Source organism: Sphingomonas sp. 77B (genome assembly GCF_056497825.1).
Genome location: NZ_JBWMBY010000001.1, coordinates 2,976,969 through 2,995,957, shown reverse-complemented (window position 1 = coordinate 2,995,957; position 18,989 = coordinate 2,976,969). Strand labels below are relative to the sequence as shown.

Below are 18,989 nucleotides of genomic sequence, written 5' to 3'. Positions count from 1 at the left end.
CTGGCCGCAAAGAAGCAGGATGTGAACATGACCAAGGCCCTCCCACCGCGTTCGCGCAAAGTCCGCGTCCTCGCCACGCTCGGCCCGGCCAGCAGCGATCCCGAGACGATCGCCACCCTGTTTCAGGCTGGCGCCGACGCGTTCCGAATCAATATGAGCCATGGCGACCAGCAGTCGAAGGTGCCGCTGATCCAGGCCATCCGCTCGCTGGAGGAACGCTTCGGACGCCCGACCACGATTTTGGCCGATCTTCAGGGCCCGAAGCTGCGCGTCGGCAAGTTCGCCGACGGCAAGGTCATGCTGGAAACCGGCAGCACCTTCATCCTCGACCGCGATCCGACGCCGGGCGACGCCACGCGCGTCGAGCTGCCGCACAAGGAAATCTTCGCTGCGATCGAGCCGGGTGCGCGCCTGCTGCTCGACGACGGCAAGCTGGTGCTGCGCGTAGCCTTCCATGATGACGAGAAGATCACGACCTTGGTCGAGGTCGGCGGCGCGCTGTCCAACAACAAGGGGCTGAACGTCCCCGACGTCGTGCTGCCCATGGCCGCGCTGACCGAGAAGGATCGGTCGGACCTGGCCTTCGCGGTGGAGCAGGGCGTCGACTGGATCGCCCTGTCCTTCGTCCAGCGCCCCGAGGATCTGATGGAGGCGCGCGGCCTCATCAAGGGGCGTGCCGCGCTCCTCGCCAAGATCGAGAAGCCGCAGGCGATCGACCGGCTGGAGGAAATCGTCGAGCAATGCGACGGCGTGATGGTCGCGCGCGGCGACCTGGGCGTCGAACTGCCGCCCCAGGCGGTGCCGCCGCTCCAGAAGCGCATCGTCGAGGTGTCGCGTCGCATGGGCCGCCCGGTGGTGGTCGCGACCCAGATGCTCGAGTCGATGATCCAGAGCCCCTCGCCCACCCGCGCCGAGGTGTCGGACGTGGCGACCGCCATCTATGACGGCGCCGACGCGATCATGCTGTCGGCCGAGTCGGCGGCGGGTGCCTGGCCGGTCGAATCGGTCGCGATGATGAACGCGATCGGCGTGTCGGTGGAAAATGATCCCGGGCACGGCGAACGCGTCCATTTCACCGCCATGACCCCCGACCCGACCACCGCCGACGCGCTGGCCGAGGCGGCGGCGCGGATCACCAATACGGTGTCGGCCAAGGCGATCATCTGTTTCACCACCAGCGGCTCGACCGCGCGCCGCGTGGCGCGCGAGCGGCCTTCGGTGCCACTGCTGGTCCTGACGCCGCAGCTGGAGACGGCACGCCGCCTGGGCCTGCTCTGGGGCACGCACGCGGTCCATACTCGCGACGTGGAGTCCTTCGAGGAGATGGTCGCCAAGTCCAAGCGCATGGCACTGCGCCACGGCATCGCCGAAGCGGGCAACCAGGTCGTGCTGATGGCGGGCGTCCCCTTCCGCACGCCGGGTTCGACCAACGTGCTCCACGTCACCCGCATCATGGGCGACGAGCTGGCCAATTACGGCGACCGCAGCGAGGCGTAAGCGCCGGGTCCAGGACAGGAAGGGCGGCGGCGCGAAAGCGTTGGCCGCCCTTTTTGTATCGGGCGCCGATGCCATGAACGTTTAGCGGGCAAGATCATGTTCCCCTATCTCGATAGCCGACCCGACCTTGCCACCGCCCGCCTGTCGCTGCGGCGTCCGGCCGAGCGTGATGGGGCGGCGATCATCTCCATCGTCGGGGACTGGGACGTCGCACGCCGTCTGGCCCGCGTACCGCACCCTTACGGGCCTGATGATGCGCGCTTCTTTCTCGAGCGGGTCGTACCCACCGAATGGGTATGGGCGATCACGCTGCGCGGCGAGGACCGGCTGATCGGCGCAGTCGGCCTGACCCCGGAGGAGGAGACGGCGGAACTCGGCTATTGGCTGTCCTCGGCCCATTGGGGGCGGGGAATAGCGACCGAGGCGGCGCAGGCGATCGTCGACTTCGGGTTCGAACGGCTTGGTCTCGCCCATCTGACTTCGGGTTATTTCGAGGACAATCCCGCGTCTGGCCGGGTGCTCACCAAGCTGGGCTTTATCGAGACGGGCCGCGTCATTCGGCGCTGTTTGGCCGTTGGCGGCGAAGTCCCGTCCGTGCGGATGGTGCTGAAACCCTGATCCTCCCCGGCACGGGGAGGTGGCAGGGCGCAGCCCTGACGGAGGGGGGCTTCGCCGCAGGACCGTCTTTGCAGCCCGCCTCCTCCACCACCGCTTCGCGGCGGCCCCCCTCCCCGTGCCGGGAAGGATTTTTTCCCATAACAAAAAGGGCGAGCATCTCGCGATGCCCGCCCCTTCCGTCATCCGGTAAAGCCCGATCAGATGTGGATCGGCTTGCCCTGCACCGCCATGGCGGCTTCCTTGAGCGCCTCGGCATGGGTGGGGTGCGCGTGGCAGGTATAGGCGATGTCTTCCGACGTCGCGCCGAATTCCATCGCCTGCGCGGCCTGGGCGATCATCGTGCCCGCGAGCGACGAGATGATCCACACGCCCAGCACACGGTCGGTCTTGGCGTCAGCGATGACCTTGACGAAGCCGTCGGTGTCGCGGTTGGTCTTGGCGCGGCTGTTCGCCATGAAGGGGAACTTGCCGACCTTGACCTCGCCACGCTCCTTGGCCGCTTCTTCCGACAGGCCGACACCGGCGATTTCGGGCATGGTGTAGACCACGCTAGGGATGACATCGTGGTTCACGATGCCGGTTTGCCCTGCGATGTTCTCGGCCACCGCGACGCCTTCGTCCTCGGCCTTGTGCGCGAGCATCAGGCCCGGTGCCACGTCGCCGATCGCCCAGACGCCGTCGACATTGGTCGCGAAGTCATGGTCGATCTCGACCTGGCCACGGCCGTTCAGCTTCACGCCCGCCGCTTCCAGGTTCAGCCCGTCGGTGTTGGGCTTGCGGCCGATCGCGACCAGCACGGCGTCGGCCGACAGCGTCTCCGCCGCACCGCCAGCCGCCGGTTCGACCGAGACGGTCGCGCGGTCGCCCTCGACGGTGACGCCGGTCACCTTCGTCGAGGTCTTTAGCTCCATGCCCTGCTTCTTGAACAGCTTGGCCGATTCCTTGCGGACCTCGCCGTCGAAGCCCGGCAGGATCTGGTCGAGATATTCGACGACCGTGACCTTGGCACCCAGACGACGCCAGACCGAGCCCAGCTCCAGCCCGATCACGCCGCCGCCGATGACGACGAGATGTTCCGGCACCTTGGGCAGCGCCAGCGCGCCGGTCGAGTCGACGACGACCTTCTGGTCGATCTCGACACCCGGCAGCGGGGTCACGACCGAGCCGGTCGCGATCACGATGTCGCGCGCGGTGACGGTCTGGTCGCCGACCTTGACCGTGCTCGAATCCTCGAACGCGGCCTTGCCCTTCAGCCAGGTGACCTTGTTCTTCTTGAAGAGGTACTCGATGCCGCCGGTCAGCTCGCCGACCGCCTTGGCCTTTTCGGCGTGCATCTGGTCGAGGTTGAGCTTGGCACCCTCGATCTCGACGCCGAACTTGGCGAGGGCACCGTGCGATGCTTCCTCGAACAATTCGGACGCGTGGAGCAGCGCCTTGGACGGGATGCAGCCGACATTGAGGCAGGTGCCGCCCAGCGTCTCGCGCGCTTCCGCACACGCCGTCTTCAGGCCCAGCTGCGCCGCGCGGATCGCCGCGACATAGCCGCCGGGGCCAGCGCCGATCACCAGGACGTCATAGTCATACTCAGCCATTTGTCTCTCCCGTTCCCCGGCTCTCGGGGTCCAGCCTGCGGGCGCACCCGCCTGTCACAGCAAGGACGGACCCTCGACCGTTCGAGGGCCCGTATAGATCACAAAGCGATCAGAGGTCGATCAGGATGCGCGTCGGATCCTGGATCGCGTTCTTCAGCGCGACGAGGAAGGTCACCGCCTCGCGGCCGTCGATGATGCGATGGTCATAGGACAGCGCCAGATACATCATCGGGCGGATGACGATCTGGCCGTCGACGACGACCGGACGCTCCTCGATACGGTGGAGGCCCAGCACCGCCGACTGCGGCGGGTTGATGATCGGGGTCGACATCAGCGAGCCGAACACGCCGCCGTTCGAGATGGTGAAGGTACCGCCCTTCATCTCGTCCATCTTCAGCGTGCCGTCCTTGGCGCGCTTGCCGAAGTCGCCGATCGTCTTTTCGATACCCGCGACCGTCAGGTCCTGTGCATCGCGGATGACCGGCACGACCAGGCCGTTCGGGGCCGAGACGGCGACCGAGATATCGGCATAGTCGTGATAGACGATCTCATCGCCCTCGATCGAGGCGTTGACCGAAGGGATGTCCTTCAGCGCCATCGTCGCGGCCTTCACGAAGAAGCCCATGAAGCCCAGGCGGACGCCGTGCTTCTTCTCGAACAGGTCCTTATACTTGGCGCGCGCCTCGATCACCGCGGTCATGTCGACGTCGTTGAACGTCGTCAGCATCGCGGCAGTGTTCTGCGCTTCCTTCAGGCGCTTGGCGATCGTCTGACGCAGGCGCGTCATCTTCACGCGCTCTTCCTTGCGCGCCGAACCGGCGGGGGCAGCGGCCGGAGCGGCAGCGGCAGGCGCCGGGGCGCTCGACTTGTTGGCGGCGGCGGCGGCGACGTCTTCCTTCGTGATGCGGCCGTCCTTGCCGGTGCCCTTGATCGTCGCGGGGTCGAGGCCGTGCTCGAGGACCGCACGGCGCACCGACGGCGAGAGCGCGGCGGGCGAGTCGCTCGACTCGTCAGCGGCGGCAGGCGCAGCGGCGGGGGCCGGAGCAGCCGCCGGAGCCGCGGTCGCGGCAGGCGCAGCCGCTTCGGTCTTGGCCGGGGCCGAGCCACCGGCATCGACGGTCGCCAGCAGCGCGCCGACCTGCACCGTGTCGCCGACCTTCACGGCATGGTCGCCCATGACACCCGCCACCGGCGAGGGCACTTCGACCGAGACCTTGTCGGTCTCCAGGCTCGCGATCGGCTCGTCGACGGCCACCGCGTCACCCGGCTGCTTCAGCCATTCGCCCAGCGTCGCTTCGGAGATCGATTCGCCCAGTACCGGGACCAGAACTTCAGTCGCCATTTCCATTTCCTCCGCCCGGTCCATCGACCGGGGCTCTTACGCCGGCGGGCAAAACGCCCGCGCCAGATTTCATCCCTCCCCGGCTCGGTCACGAACCGGGGAACTCGGTAAAGTTCAGTCCGCCGCCTGCGTCGTCGGCTTGGCGGTCGTGTTGCTGCCCTCGGCGCGCGTCCGGCGGATTTCGTCGCGGACATTGTGGCCCAGCGCATCGGCGACCAGCGCACCCTGCTCGGCGGTGTGGCGCTTCATCAGGCCGGTGGCGGGCGATGCCGCCGCCGCACGACCCGCATAACGCGCCCGCTTCACGCTCGCACCGGCCTCGGCCAGCGCTTCCTCGATCAGCGGTTCGACGAAGAACCAGTAACCGTTGTTCTTCGGCTCTTCCTGCGCCCAGACCACGTCCTGCAGGTTCGGCATGCGCCCGATCCGCTTGGCGAGCGCATCGCTCGGGAACGGATAGAGCTGCTCGACGCGCACGATCTGCGTACCCGTGTCGCCCGCCGCATCGCGTGCCTCGATCAGGTCGTAGGCGACCTTGCCGGTGCACAGGACCAGCCGCGTCGTCGCTTCGTCGGCGGCACCGTTGGTGTCCGACAACAGGCGGCGGAAGTGGCTGTCGCCCTGGAAGTCCTCGGCCTTCGACACCGCGAGCTTGTGACGCAGCAGCGACTTGGGCGTGAAGACGACCAGCGGCTTGCGGAAATTGCGGTGCATCTGGCGGCGCAACAGGTGGAAATAGTTGGCCGGGGTGGTGCAGTTCGCAACCTGGATATTGTCGTTGGCGCACGACTGGAGGAAGCGCTCGGGACGTGCCGACGAGTGCTCCGGACCCTGGCCTTCATAACCATGCGGCAGCAGCATCACGAGGCCGTTGGCACGCAGCCACTTGGACTCGCCGCTGGTGATGAACTGGTCGATCATGATCTGCGCGCCGTTGACGAAGTCGCCGAACTGCGCCTCCCACATGACCAAAGTCTTCGGATCGGCCAGCGCATAGCCATACTCGAAGCCGAGCACGCCATATTCGGACAATGGGCTGTCCAGCACCTCGAAGCTGCCATGCTCGACGGTCTTCAGCGGCACGTACTTGTGCTCGTCGGTCTGGTCGACCCAGACGGCGTGACGCTGCGAGAAGGTGCCGCGCCCCGAATCCTGGCCCGACAGACGCACGCCATAGCCTTCCGACAGCAGCGAGCCGAAAGCCAGCGCCTCGCCGGTCGCCCAGTCGAAATTCGCGCCGGTGGCGAACATCTGGCGCTTGGCGTCGAGTACGCGGTTCAGCGTCTTGTGGACCTGAAGCCCCTCGGGAATTGTGGTCAGCGTGCGGCCGATCGCGTCGAACAGCTTCTTGTCGAGGCCGGTCTCCACGTTGCGGCGACCCTGATCGGTCTCCTTCGGCGCCGACAGGCCCGACCAGCGACCGGCGAACCAGTCGGCCTTGTTGGGCTTGTAGCTGGCGCCCGCCTCGAACTCGCCTTCGCAGCGGGTGGTGTACTGCTTGATATTCTCGTCGACCCAGGCCTGATCGACCACGCCCTCGGACACGAGACGCTTCGCATAGGTCTCGGCAACGCCGGGGTGCGAGCGGATCTTGTTGTACATCAGCGGCTGGGTGAAGCCCGGCTCGTCGCCCTCATTGTGGCCGAAGCGGCGATAGCACCACATGTCGATCACGATGTCGCGGTGGAATTTCTGGCGGAACTCGATCGCCATCTTGGTGGCGAAGGTCACCGCCTCGGGATCGTCGCCATTGACGTGGAAGACCGGCGCCTGAACGCCCTTCGCCACATCCGACGGATAGGGCGAGGAGCGCGCGAACTGCGGCGAGGTGGTGAAGCCCACCTGGTTGTTGATGATGAAGTGGACGCAGCCGCCGGTGTTATACCCACGGATGCCGGAGAAGCCGAGACACTCCCACACGATGCCCTGCCCCGCAAAGGCCGCGTCGCCATGGATCAGCACCGGCACCGAGGCCGAGTGGTCCTCCAGATCGCCCGCGATCGTCTGGATCGCGCGGGTCTTGCCCAGCACGACCGGGTTCACCGCCTCGAGGTGCGAGGGGTTGGCGACCAGCGACATGTGGACCTTGTGGCCGTCGAACTCGCGGTCGGTCGAGGTGCCCAGGTGATACTTCACGTCGCCCGAACCGCCGATGTCATCAGGGTTGGCCGAGCCACCGGCGAATTCGTGGAAGATGACGCGCAGCGGCTTGGCCATCACATTGGCCAGCACGTTCAGACGGCCGCGATGCGCCATGCCGAACACGATCTCGCGCACGCCCATCTGGCCGCCGTACTTGATGACCGACTCGAGCGCGGGGATCATCGACTCGCCGCCGTCCAGGCCGAAGCGCTTGGTACCGACATATTTCTTGCCGAGGAATTTTTCCCACTGCTCGGCCTCGATGACCTTGTTCAGGATGGCCTTCTTGCCATCGGTCGTGAACTCGATCGCCTTATCCTGGCCTTCCATCCGGTCCTGGAGGAAGCGGCGCTCCTCCACATCCGCGATGTGCATATATTCCAGGCCGACATTGCCGCAGTAATTCTTGCGCAGCGTGTCGACCAGCTCGCGAACGGTCGCCCATTCGAAGCCCATCGTGCCGCCCAGATAGACCTTGCGGTCGATATCGGCGTCGGTGAAGCCGTGATATTCGGTCTTCAGGTCTTCCGGAAGCTCGCGCAGGCCCGACAGGCCCAGCGGGTCGAGGTTCGCCGCAAGATGGCCGCGCACGCGATAGGTGCGGATCAGCATCTGCGCGCGGATCGCGTCACCCGCCGCCTTGACGATGTCGGCGGTCGAGGGGGCTGCGGCCGCAGCGGCCGCCGGGGCAGGCTTGCCACCCTTCGCAGGCTTGGGGGCCGGTTCCATCTGGGTCGGGTCGAGGCCCGCCGTCAGGTCGTCGGTCGAGGTCAGCGGCCAGCGCTTGTTCTGCCAGCTGGGGGCCCCGACGCCCTGCTCCAGACCGTCGAAAAAGCCGCGCCAGCCCGCGTCGACCGACGACGGGTCGGCCTGATACTTGGCATAGAGCGCTTCGATGAAGGCGGGGCTGACGCCCGCCGCGATGTCGCTGAAATCCTGGCCTTCGTAGCCCATGAGACGCTTCCTCGACCGCCCGACTTCTTCATGATCGCCACCCCGGCACATCCGCCTGGGGTCCGCAGCCGCGAGCGGCCCGCCTGCCGCCACGGACCCCGGCGGGTGTGCCGGGGTGACGCGATACGCCTTACTTGTTCAGCACCGACAGCAGCGTCGAGCCGAGTTCCGACGGGCTGGCCGCAACCTTGATCCCGGCCGCTTCCATCGCCGCGATCTTGCTTTCCGCATCGCCCTTGCCACCCGACACGATCGCACCGGCGTGACCCATGCGACGGCCCGGAGGCGCGGTGCGGCCCGCGATGAAGCCCGCCATCGGCTTCGAACGGCCACGCTTCGCCTCGTCGATCAGGAACTGCGCCGCCTGCTCTTCCGCGTCGCCGCCGATCTCGCCGATCATGATGATCGACTTCGTCTCGTCGTCGGCCAGGAACAGCTCGAGTACGTCGATGAAGTTGGTGCCGTTGACGGGGTCGCCGCCGATGCCGACCGCGGTCGTCTGACCCAGGCCCGCGTTCGAGGTCTGGAACACCGCCTCATAGGTCAGCGTGCCCGAGCGAGACACGACGCCGACCGAGCCCTTCTTGAAGATCGAACCCGGCATGATGCCGATCTTGCACTCGCCCGGCGTCAGCACGCCCGGGCAGTTCGGACCGATCAGGCGCGACTTCGAACCCGACAGGGCGCGCTTCACCTTGACCATGTCGAGGACCGGGATGCCTTCGGTGATGGCGACGATCAGCGGAATCTCCGCGTCGATCGCTTCCAGGATCGAGTCGGCCGCGAAGGGCGGCGGCACATAGATGACCGACGCGTCGGCGCCGGTCTTCGACTTGGCTTCGGCGACGGTGTTGAAGACCGGCAGGCCGATATGCTCGGTGCCGCCCTTGCCCGGCGTCACGCCGCCGACCATCTGCGTGCCGTACGCCAGCGCCTGCTGGGTATGGAACGTGCCGGTTTCACCCGTCATGCCCTGGGTGATGACCTTGGTGTTCTTGTTGACGAGGATGCTCATCTTAGCTCCCAATTCCCTTGTTTCCCCGCGAAGGCGGGGACCCAGTCCTGGGCTCCCGCCTGCGCGGGAGCACGATCGCTCAAAACAATGACTCGTACAGGTCGAGCCAATCCGGATTCTTCTCTTCGATCAGCCGCAGCTTCCAGTCCCGGTTCCACTTCTTGAGCTGGCGTTCGCGAAGCCGCGCACTGTCCAGTTCGTCATGAGCCTCATACCAGACCAAAAACCTGCAACCATATTTCCTGGTAAACCCGTCGATCAGGGCGTTGCGGTGTTGATAGGCCCGCTTCGCCAGATCGCTTGTGACACCGATATAGATCGTTCCATTCAATCGGCTCGCCATGATGTAGACGTAGCCGACTTTGGTCATCCTACCACTCCATGTGTCCCCGCGAAGGCGGGGACACAGTACTGGGCTCCCGCCTTCGCGGGAGCACATGGGAGAGCCGCGACCAAATTACGCCAGGCTCTCGTCGATGCCCTTGCAGGCCACGAGCAGTTCCTTGACCGCATCGACCGAGACCTGAAGGTTGGCCTTCGCCTCGTCCGACAGCTTGACCTCGACGACCTTCTCGACGCCGCCAGCGCCGATCACGACGGGCACGCCGACATAGAGGTTGTCGATGCCATACTCACCCGACAGATGCGCCGCGGCCGGCAGGATGCGCTTCTGGTCGTAGAGATACGCCTCGGCCATCGCGATGCCGCTGGTGGCGGGGGCATAGTAAGCCGAGCCGGTCTTCAGCAGCGCGACGATCTCGCCGCCACCGCCGCGGGTGCGCTTGATGATCTCGTCGACCTTTTCCTTGGTCGAGAAGCCCATCTCGATCAGGTCGCTGACCGGGATGCCGCTGACGGTCGAATATTCCAGGACCGGGACCATGGTGTCGCCGTGGCCGCCGAGCACGAAGGTGTTCACGTCCTTCACCGACACGCCGAACTCCTCGGCGAGGAAGTGCGAGAAGCGCGCCGAGTCGAGCACGCCCGCCATGCCGACGACCTTGTTCGCCGGGAGCCCGGAGAATTCGCGCAGCGCCCAGACCATCGCGTCGAGCGGGTTGGTGATGCAGATCACGAAGGCGTCGGGGGCGTTGTCGCGGATGCCCTCACCGACCGCCTTCATCACCTTCAGGTTGATGCCGAGCAGGTCGTCGCGGCTCATGCCGGGCTTGCGCGCGACACCGGCGGTGACGATGATGACGTCCGCGCCCGCAATGTCGGCGTAGTCGTTGGAGCCCTTGATATTCGCGTCGAAGCCCTCGACCGGGCCGCACTGCGACAGGTCGAGCGCCTTGCCCTGGGGCACGCCCTCGACGACGTCGAACAGGACGATATCGCCCAGCCCCTTGAGCGCGGCGAGGTGCGCCAGCGTACCGCCGATGTTACCGGCGCCGATCAGCGCGATCTTCTTGCGAGCCATTCCAATCCTACTCCGTAGTGGACGTACGTGATTGGTCACGCGGCCTACGCCTATTGCAGCGTCGGGGCAACCGTTATTCCACAGAGTTTAAGATTTTAAACGATAATAGTTCGCAAGTGCATTAAGGTGCGATTAAGCCTCCAGCGAACCATGGCCCTGGGCCAGATACTCGTCGGAACGCATCTCTTCCAACCGGCTGATCGTACGCTCGAACTCGAACCGACCATCGCCGGTTTCGTAGAGTAAGGCGGGCTGGGCGTCGGCTGCGGCGAGCAGCTTGACCTTGTGTTCATAGAGCGCATCGATGAGCTGGACGAAGCGCGCCGCCTCGTTGCGATTCTCGGGCCCCAGCTTGGGGATGCCGACCAGGATGACGGTGTGGAAACGCCGCGCCACCGCCAGATAGTCCGCCGCCCCGCGCGCCTCGCCGCACAGCCGTTTGAACGAGAAGACCGCGACGCCCTTCAGCGCCTTGGGGACATGCAGCACGCGACCGCCGACCTTCAAATCCTCCGAGGGTACATGCGCGGCATCCTCGACCGGATAGTCGGTCAGGCGGAAGAACGCCGCCGACAGCGTCATCGTCGCCTTCGGTCCATTGGGGACCAGCCAGGTGTCCAACCGCCCCAGCCGATCGCGGCGGTAATCGGTCGGGCCATTGAGCGCCAGCACGTCCAGCCGGTCCTCGATCAGCGCGATGAAGGGCAGGAAATGCTCGCGGTTGAGCCCGTTCTTGTAGAGGTCCTTGGGCGGCCGGTTGGAGGTGGTGACGATCGTCACCCCCGCCTCGATCAGCGCGGTGAACAGTCGCGACAGGATCATCGCGTCGGGACTGTTGGTCACCATCATCTCATCGAACGCCAGCAGCCGCACTTCCCCGGCCAGTGCGGCGGCGACCGGGGCGATCGGGTCGCCCGCCTGCTTGGCGCGCTCGGTGGCGATGCGGGCGTGGACCTCCAGCATGAACTCGGCGAAGTGGACGCGGCGCTTGGCCTCGACCGCGACGTGATCGAAAAACAGGTCCATCAGCATCGACTTGCCGCGCCCGACATCGCCCCAGAGATAGACGCCCTTGGGGGCGGGCGCGCCCTTCCCGGTCAGCCGGGCGAAAAGCCCGGTCTTGCGCGGGGTTTCCAGTTCGGTCGCGAGTTGCTCGAGCCGGGCGGCGGCGGCGGCCTGTTCGGGATCGGGGCGGAGTTCGTCGGCCTCGATCAGGCGGCGATAGGCGTTGAGGATGTCGGGCATGTAGCGGCGATGTCTGCCCTGACCTGCCGCGCGTCAACCCCTCTCCACCCTCACCCTTCCCACCCGCTAACGCGGGCGGGCCCCTTCCCTCTCCCATCGGGAGAGGGAGGGAGGCGCGTTAGCGCCGGAAGGGTGAAGGTCGCTTGGGAACCAGGGCCGAAACAAAAAAAGGGGGCCGTTTCCGACCCCCTTCTACACCTCCGCCGTCATTGCGAGCGAAGCGAAGCAATCCAAAGCGTCGTGCGATCCGTCATTGGATTGCCGCGTCGCTGCGCTCCTCGCAATGACGGAGGGATCAGATGACCCGCTCGGCTTCCATCTTCTTGATTTCCGCGATCGCCTTGGCCGGGTTCAGACCCTTGGGGCAGACATTCGCGCAGTTCATGATCGTGTGGCAACGGTACAGGCGGAAGGGATCCTCCAGCTCGTCGAGACGCTCGCCGGTCATCTCGTCGCGGCTGTCGGCCAGCCAGCGGTACGCCTGGAGCAGGATCGCTGGCCCCAGGAACTTGTCGCTGTTCCACCAATAGCTGGGGCACGAAGTCGAGCAGCAGGCGCACAGGATGCACTCGTACAGGCCGTCGAGCTTGGCGCGGTCGTCCGGGGACTGGAGCCGCTCCTTGCCCGAGGGGGCGGGCGACACGGTCTGCAGCCACGGCTTGATCGACGCGTACTGCGCATAGAAGTGCGTGAAGTCGGGGACCAGGTCCTTGACCACGTCCATGTGCGGCAGCGGGGTGATCTGGACGGTGCCCTTCACATCCTCGATCGCGGTGGTGCAGGCCAGGCCGTTGCGGCCGTCGATGTTCATCGCACACGACCCGCAAATACCCTCGCGGCACGAACGGCGGAAGGTCAGCGAGCTGTCCTGCTCGGCCTTCATCTTGATGAGCGCATCGAGCACCATCGGGCCGCACTCGTCCAAGTCGACCTCGAACGTATCATAGCGCGGGTTCTGACCCGAATCGGGGTCGTAGCGATAGACCTTGAACTTTTTCAGGCGGCCGCCGCTGGTCGCCTGATGCGTTTCGCCCTTCTTGATGACGCTGTTCTTCGGCAGGGCAAATTCGGCCATGGTCACAAACCCGCTGGATGGGCCGGTCCCGGGACCGGCAAAGGATTAGCAGAGCCGATACATGACAGGGCCGGTTGTCGCAAATGTCTTCGCGCGATTTAGGCGCTGGCTCAGATCACATCAAGGACCAGACCCAGGTCGCGCGCTTCCTCGGCGTCGATATACCAGTTGCTCGTCGCCTTTTCGCGTAAGGTCTCGAACGATACCTGCGAACCGTTGACGATGGCGCGGAAGCCCTCCTCCTGGATCAGGACCGACTGCTCGATCTCGTGCAGCTTGGCCTTCAGGATCGCGGGCAGGCTGGTCAGCGGGCCGGTCAGGTCGATCGAACCCGACATCTGCCGCTCATGCAGCATCAGGCGGGTGCCACGCGTCAGGAAGCGCGTCTCGACCGGAAAGGCCGACATGAAAGTCGCCCCCGCCGAATAGACCGCGACCTTGCCCAGGAACAGCGTCTCCCGCCCGGTATAGTCGCGCAGCAGACGGATCGAGTCGCCCATGGCCCGCGCCATTTCCGGGTCGCCGCCCAAAGTGGTGATCGACACGACCAGCGGCCCCTCGGTCGGGGCTGCGGCAAGCTGGTCCTTGAAACCGGCATACATCACCTCGTCCACCGTGCCGTAGAGCTGGACATGGGGCTGGGCGAGCAGCGGGTATTTCACCGCTCTGTTGGGTTCGTCATGCATGATGGGCGAACCGGGGGTGCGGGATAAGGTTCCGGTTCGAGGGTTCGGGGCGGGGTTGAGGCGTGGCCTTCGACTTCGCTCAGGCTGAACGGAGCCTTGTCCCCGAACGCCGTTGAGGCTGAGCGAATTCGAAGCCCAAGGGAAACCCTATCCCCGTTTCCCCTGCGCATATTCCTGCGTGCCCCGCGTCAGCACGTCATCCCCTTCCACGATCTCCGCTACGGGAATATCCGGCAACGCCTTGATCTCCTCGTAAAGCGGCGCGAAGTCCGTCTCCAGCGTGGTCTTGAGCAACGCCTCGTAGCTCGGGATCACGAAGTAATTCTGCTGGAAATCGTCGATCCGGTATTCGGTCCGCATCACACGCGCGAGGTCGAAGCCGATCCGGTTGGGGCTCGGGTCCTCCAGCGCGAAACGGCTTTCCGAATAGCTCGACACGATCCCCGCGCCGTAGATTCGCAGGTCACCGCCTTCGCGCACCAGCCCGAACTCGACCGTGTACCAGTAGAGCCGCCCGAGATATTTCAGCGCATCCATGCCCAGCGCCCGCTGCCCGCCGCGCCCATAGGCGGCGAGATAGTCGGCGAAGACCGGATCGGCGAGCATCGGCACATGGCCGAACACGTCGTGAAACACGTCCGGTTCCTGAAGATAATCGAGCTGGTCGGGCCGCCGGATGAAATTGCCTGCGACGAAGCGGCGATTGGCCATGTGGTCGAAGAACACGTCGTCGGGCACCAGTCCCGGCACCGCCACCACCTGCCAGCCGGTCAGCTTCATCAGCCGTTCGGACAGTTCCTCGAAATCGGGAATGCCCGGTCGCGACAGCTTGAGCACGTCCAGCCCACGCAGATACGCCTCCGACGCGCGACCGGGCAGCAGCTTGGACTGGCGGGCGAACAGCGTATCCCAGGTTGCGTGCTCTTCCGCCGTGTAATGCTCCCACCCCTGCGGGATGGTCCAGTCGGCTCCGGCGCCTTCGGGCGGGGCGGCGAGAACATGGGTATCCTGTGCCATTCGCGGAGCCTATCATGATGATGGTGACAAATGAAACCATATCGTGGCGACGGCTGGGGCACGTTGCAAGGGGGGCTGCGGTCGCGATCGGCCTGATCCTGTTCGGCTATTTCGGCCTGGGGCTGGCGCTGGGTGCGATTCCCCGGACGACCATACCCGCACCGGCCGCGGGTGCGGATGCCGTCACCCTCTTCGTCGAGTCGAGCGCGGTCCACACCGCGATCATCGTGCCCAAACAGGCGGCGGGGATGGACTGGCGCGACTGGGCGCCGGGGCAGGACCTGCGCGATCCGCGCTATGCGGGCTTTCCCTTCCTCGCCATCGGCTGGGGCGAGGCGGGCTTCTTTCGCGAAACGCCGCACTGGCGCGACGTGAAGCCGGGCACGATCCTGCACGCCGCGCTGGGCAGCGACCGGACGCTGATCCATGTCGACCACCTGCCGCTACCCCGCGCCAATGGCGGCGATATCCGCATGATCCGCCTGTCGCCGCAGGCCTATCACAAGCTCGTCGCGTTCATCCAGGCGAGCTGGCGGCGGGGCGGGCGGCATGATCCGGGCTATGACGTGTATGACGCCTTCTACGAAGCGAATGGACGGTACAGCGCCACGCACACCTGCAACAGCTGGACCGGCGATGCACTGGCGGCGGCGGGGGTGCGGATGGGGTGGTGGACGCCCTTTCCATGGACGGTGACGTGGTGGCTGTGATCCCGCCGCCCTCGAAAGCGCTCTGGGCCGCCGAGCTGCCGCGCGCGCTCTGGATGGGTGCGACCTGGTGGCGGCACCGCGACGTGCTCGCCGCCGCGCCGAAGGGAGACGGACGAACGGTCATGGTGCTGCCCGGCCTGGTCAATACCGACCGTGCGACAATCCTTTTGCGCCGATATCTGACGGCCAAGGGCTACCGCGTGCACGACTGGGGACTGGGGCGCAACCTGGGTATCCGCAGCGTCGGGCCGGATGCCGGGCGACTGATCGCCCGCGTCGAAGCACGCGCATCCCGAGGCTCGGTGACGCTGATCGGCATCAGCCTGGGCGGCATCATGGCGCGCATGGTGGCGCAGGCCCGCCCCGATATCGTTGCAGGGGTCATCACCGTCGCCTCGCCTTATGCGGGCTCGCCGCGCGCGACCAATGTCTGGCGGGCGTTCGAGCGGCTGACCGGCGAGCGGGTGGATGATCCGGCCGTGATCGCCCGCTCGGCGGCGATCGCCGGTCCTCTGCCCTGCCCCTCCGCCGCGATCTGGAGCCGGAGCGACGGGCTGGTCGCAGGCACGATCTGCCGCGACGACACGACCCCGGCGGTCGAGGTCCGCTCCAGCCATCTATGGGTGCAGAACCGGCCGCAGGTGCTGGCGGCGGTGGCGACCATCCTCGCGGGATGGCCGCCGCCCGCCAGCGGTCGATAGCCGGGGGGGCGCTAGCCGGGGTCAGTAGCCGGCGCGATAGCCGTCATAGCCCTGTTGGCTGGGCTGGCCCTGCGGGTTCTGCCGGCATTGGTCGGGGTGCTTGCGGCACTGCTTCTCATAGTCGCGGCGAGCACGGCCTTCCTTGGCCTCTTGCTTGCGCATCTTGCGGCCGTAATTGCGATCCGCCTCGTCCTGGCTGGTCGTCGTCCAGTCGACCACCTGCCCCGCCGCCTGGAACGGCGCCTTCACCACGCTGGCCACCGTCTTGACGCAGCCTCCGGTCGCCAGCGGCAGGGTCAGGACGGCGAGTTTCAGGACAAGGTTACGCATGGTCACGGGGTCTTTCAGCGGGTGCGCAAATAGGCGTTGCGCGTGTCTACCCCGATTTGCGGGAAATCGGTGAAGAAACCGTCGATGCCCTGGCCCAGCGCGGCGCGAATTTCCCCCGCGACATCGCCATGCGCCTTGGGATCCTCGCCCCGACGAAAGGCGGGCCGCACGAAGACATTTTCCGCCCGATACGTCCAGGGATGGACACGCAGGCCCGAGCCGTGCGCATCCGCGACCAGCGTCGTGGGCGCATCGCCCTTCCACAACATCGCCTTGTCCGGCCCGATCCCCCAGGCATAGGTCGCGACCTGCTTCAATCCTTCCGGCGTCATCATCGCGGCATAGCTCGGCGCGGCATCGTCGGCGGGGCCACCCTCGCCCGCGACCAGCTGGATCAGGCGGATGCCGGTCATCGTTTTGATGTGCTTGAGGTTGTTCACCTCGAACGACTGGATGAACACCGGCGCATCCGCCGTCTTCCACCCGGCCTTGTTAAGCGCCGCGACCAGCGGGGCATCGGTCCCCATGCCGATCGACGCGAAATAGGTCGGGTGCTTGGTTTCGGGATAGATGGCGATGGTCCGCCCCAGTTCCTTCGACCGTTGCTTGGCCAGTGCGATGATCTCTTCCAGCGTCGGGATCTGGAACTGGCCGTCATAGGCGGTCGAGCGCAGCTGCGGCAGGCGTTCACGGGCACGAAGCGTCTTCAGCTCGGCCAGAGTGAAATCCTCGGTGAACCAGCCGGTTTCGGTCTGGCCGTCGATCGTCTTCGTCCTCTTGCGATCGGCGAATTCGGGGTGCGCGGCGACATCGGTGGTGCCCGAAATCTCGTTCTCGTGCCGGGCGACGAGGTGGCCGTCCTTTGTCGGCACCAGATCGGGCTCGATCACGTCCGCGCCCTCGCGGATCGCCAGGTCATAGGCGGCCAGCGTGTGTTCGGGACGCTGCCCGCTCGCCCCGCGGTGCGCGATGACGATGGGCGACGATAGCGGCTTGGCGAGGTCGGCGGACATGGCCTCAGACTGCCCGAAGATCAGCACGGCGGCAATGAGAGTGGTTCGCAACGGGAAACGTGCGGAAATCATGGCGTTGTTTCATCCAATTCTAATCCCAAAGGGGATGCGCCCATGCATTTCACAATCAATGGTCAATCGCATGACATCGAAGTCGATGTCCGAACGTCGCTGCTCGACCTGTGTCGCGAGCATCTGGGGCTGACCGGCTCCAAGAAGGGATGCGACCACGGCCAGTGCGGGGCGTGCACGATGCTGGTCAACGGCCGCCGGGTGAACAGCTGCCTGACGCTGGCGGTGATGCATCAGGATGACGAGATCACCACGATCGAGGGGCTGGGCCAGCCGGGCAATCTCCATCCGCTTCAGGACGCCTTCGTTCGCCATGACGGCTTCCAGTGCGGCTATTGCACGCCAGGCCAGATCTGCTCGGCGGTCGGCATGATGGACGAGGTCAAGAAGGGCTGGCCCAGCCATGTCACCGAGGACCTGGGCGCGGCCGAGCTGACGGTCGAGGAAATCTCCGAGCGGATGAGCGGCAATCTGTGTCGCTGCGCCGCCTATCCCAATATCGTCGATGCGATCCGCGACGTGGCCGGTCTGGGCGACCGCAATCCCAATGAGGATGTGGGCCGGGAGGTCGCGGCATGAAACTGTTCGACTATGCCCGCGCCGACTCGGTCGCGACCGCCACGAAAGACGGAGCCGTACCCGGCGCGCGCTTCATCGCCGGGGGCACCAACCTGCTCGACCTGATGAAATTGCAGGTCGAGACGCCCGAGACGCTGATCGACATCAGCCGCCTGCCGCTGACCGAGATCGAGGAGCGCGAGGATGGCGGCCTGACCATCGGCGCGCTGGTGCCCAACAGCGACCTGGCCGCCGACCCGCGCGTGATCGAGCGCTATCCGGTGCTGTCGCGCGCATTGCTGGCCGGGGCCTCGGGGCAGTTGCGCAACAAGGCATCGACTGGCGGCAATCTGCTCCAGCGGACGCGCTGCTATTATTTCTATGACCCCGCCACCCCCTGCAACAAGCGTGAGCCGGGCAGCGGCTGTTCGGCGATCGGTGGAGAGAACCGCATCCTCGCGGTCCTCGGCACCTCGGACCAGTGCATCGCCACCCATCCCAGCGACATGGCGGTCGCCATGCGCGCGCTGGAGGCGGTGATCGTCACGCAGAAGCCGGACGGCGACCGCCGCCGCATCGCGATCGGCGACTTCTATCGCTTGCCGGGGTCGACGCCCGAGATCGAGAATGTGCTGGAGCCAGGTGAGCTTATCACCCATGTCGAGCTGCCCCCCGCGCCTGCGGGCCGCCAGACCTATCGCAAGGTGCGCGACCGCGCGTCCTATGCCTTCGCGCTGGTCTCGGTCGCCGGGATCGTCGCGGTAAAGGGTGGCCGGATCAGCTCGGCGCGGCTCGCCTTCGGGGGCCTCGGCCCGATGCCGTGGCGGAACGAGGCGGTGGAGGCCGCGCTGGTCGGGCAGGAACCGACCGACGCCGCCTTCAACGCCGCGGCCGATGCGCTGCTGGCGGATGCCAGGGGCCATGGCTCGAACGATTTCAAGATTCCGCTGACGCGCCGCACGTTGATCGCGACGCTCCGTGAACTGACGCAGGAGGGCTGAT

The 18,989-nt window shown here is 66.1% G+C and carries 18 protein-coding genes; 6 read left to right on the top strand and 12 right to left on the bottom strand.

The window, feature by feature from the left end:
• The first annotated feature begins 27 nt into the window (after positions 1-27).
• Positions 28-1,497, top strand: coding sequence for a pyruvate kinase (gene pyk / locus AC1GI4_RS14005; RefSeq protein WP_294270840.1), 1,470 nt, complete (start codon positions 28-30; stop codon positions 1,495-1,497).
• Positions 1,498-1,593: 96 nt separating this feature from the next.
• Positions 1,594-2,115, top strand: a complete 522-nt coding sequence (locus AC1GI4_RS14000) for a GNAT family N-acetyltransferase (RefSeq protein ID WP_479629911.1) — start codon at positions 1,594-1,596, stop codon at positions 2,113-2,115.
• Between the two features lie 197 nt (positions 2,116-2,312).
• Here AC1GI4_RS14000 and lpdA read toward each other — a convergent pair whose 3' ends face one another.
• The 10 genes from lpdA to phhA form a co-directional block, all read right to left on the bottom strand.
• A complete protein-coding gene (lpdA, locus tag AC1GI4_RS13995) occupies positions 2,313-3,707 on the bottom strand; it encodes a dihydrolipoyl dehydrogenase (RefSeq protein ID WP_479629910.1) in 1,395 nt (464 codons plus the stop codon).
• A gap of 109 nt (positions 3,708-3,816) precedes the next feature.
• Positions 3,817-5,049: a 2-oxoglutarate dehydrogenase complex dihydrolipoyllysine-residue succinyltransferase gene (gene odhB, locus AC1GI4_RS13990; RefSeq protein WP_479629909.1), complete on the bottom strand. Its 1,233-nt coding sequence runs from the start codon at positions 5,047-5,049 to the stop codon at positions 3,817-3,819.
• Positions 5,050-5,163: 114 nt separating this feature from the next.
• Positions 5,164-8,145, bottom strand: coding sequence for a 2-oxoglutarate dehydrogenase E1 component (locus tag AC1GI4_RS13985; RefSeq protein WP_479629908.1), 2,982 nt, complete (start codon positions 8,143-8,145; stop codon positions 5,164-5,166).
• 130 nt (positions 8,146-8,275) lie between these two features.
• On the bottom strand, positions 8,276-9,160 hold the full coding sequence (sucD, locus tag AC1GI4_RS13980) for a succinate--CoA ligase subunit alpha (protein WP_294268445.1): 885 nt from the start codon (positions 9,158-9,160) through the stop codon (positions 8,276-8,278).
• Between the two features lie 79 nt (positions 9,161-9,239).
• Positions 9,240-9,530, bottom strand: coding sequence for a GIY-YIG nuclease family protein (locus AC1GI4_RS13975; RefSeq protein ID WP_479629907.1), 291 nt, complete (start codon positions 9,528-9,530; stop codon positions 9,240-9,242).
• An 87-nt stretch (positions 9,531-9,617) separates the two neighbouring features.
• A complete protein-coding gene (mdh, locus tag AC1GI4_RS13970; protein ID WP_058715168.1) occupies positions 9,618-10,580 on the bottom strand; it encodes a malate dehydrogenase in 963 nt (320 codons plus the stop codon).
• Positions 10,581-10,712: 132 nt separating this feature from the next.
• A complete protein-coding gene (gene zapE / locus AC1GI4_RS13965; RefSeq protein WP_479629906.1) occupies positions 10,713-11,825 on the bottom strand; it encodes a cell division protein ZapE in 1,113 nt (370 codons plus the stop codon).
• Between the two features lie 295 nt (positions 11,826-12,120).
• Positions 12,121-12,900 carry a succinate dehydrogenase iron-sulfur subunit gene (locus AC1GI4_RS13960; RefSeq protein ID WP_183953080.1) on the bottom strand — a complete coding sequence of 260 codons (780 nt, stop codon included), beginning with the start codon at positions 12,898-12,900 and terminating at the stop codon, positions 12,121-12,123.
• Positions 12,901-13,010: 110 nt separating this feature from the next.
• Positions 13,011-13,586, bottom strand: coding sequence for an ATP-dependent Clp protease proteolytic subunit (locus AC1GI4_RS13955; RefSeq protein WP_294268452.1), 576 nt, complete (start codon positions 13,584-13,586; stop codon positions 13,011-13,013).
• A gap of 147 nt (positions 13,587-13,733) precedes the next feature.
• Positions 13,734-14,603 (bottom strand): phenylalanine 4-monooxygenase, encoded by an 870-nt coding sequence (gene phhA / locus AC1GI4_RS13950; RefSeq protein ID WP_479629905.1) that lies wholly within the window; start codon positions 14,601-14,603, stop codon positions 13,734-13,736.
• Between the two features lie 14 nt (positions 14,604-14,617).
• Here phhA and AC1GI4_RS13945 point away from each other — a divergent pair, with 14 nt between their 5' ends.
• Together AC1GI4_RS13945 and AC1GI4_RS13940 are read left to right on the top strand one after the other, a co-directional pair.
• Positions 14,618-15,313 (top strand): TIGR02117 family protein, encoded by a 696-nt coding sequence (locus AC1GI4_RS13945; RefSeq protein WP_479629904.1) that lies wholly within the window; start codon positions 14,618-14,620, stop codon positions 15,311-15,313.
• Entirely contained in the window at positions 15,301-16,014 is a 714-nt protein-coding gene (locus tag AC1GI4_RS13940) for an esterase/lipase family protein (RefSeq protein WP_479629903.1), read from the top strand. Before AC1GI4_RS13945 ends, AC1GI4_RS13940 begins: the two co-directional genes overlap by 13 nt.
• Positions 16,015-16,035: 21 nt before the next feature.
• Here the strand turns inward: AC1GI4_RS13940 and AC1GI4_RS13935 are convergent, their stop codons facing one another.
• Together AC1GI4_RS13935 and AC1GI4_RS13930 are read right to left on the bottom strand one after the other, a co-directional pair.
• Entirely contained in the window at positions 16,036-16,344 is a 309-nt protein-coding gene (locus tag AC1GI4_RS13935) for a hypothetical protein (protein WP_479629902.1), read from the bottom strand.
• Between the two features lie 14 nt (positions 16,345-16,358).
• Positions 16,359-17,357 (bottom strand): glycerophosphodiester phosphodiesterase, encoded by a 999-nt coding sequence (locus AC1GI4_RS13930; RefSeq protein WP_479630415.1) that lies wholly within the window; start codon positions 17,355-17,357, stop codon positions 16,359-16,361.
• 114 nt (positions 17,358-17,471) lie between these two features.
• Here AC1GI4_RS13930 and AC1GI4_RS13925 point away from each other — a divergent pair, with 114 nt between their 5' ends.
• A complete protein-coding gene (locus AC1GI4_RS13925) occupies positions 17,472-18,008 on the top strand; it encodes a 2Fe-2S iron-sulfur cluster-binding protein (RefSeq protein WP_479629901.1) in 537 nt (178 codons plus the stop codon).
• Complete coding sequence (locus AC1GI4_RS13920) at positions 18,005-18,988, top strand: FAD binding domain-containing protein (protein ID WP_479629900.1); 984 nt, start codon at positions 18,005-18,007, stop codon at positions 18,986-18,988. Before AC1GI4_RS13925 ends, AC1GI4_RS13920 begins: the two co-directional genes overlap by 4 nt.
• Position 18,989: the final 1 nt, after the last annotated feature.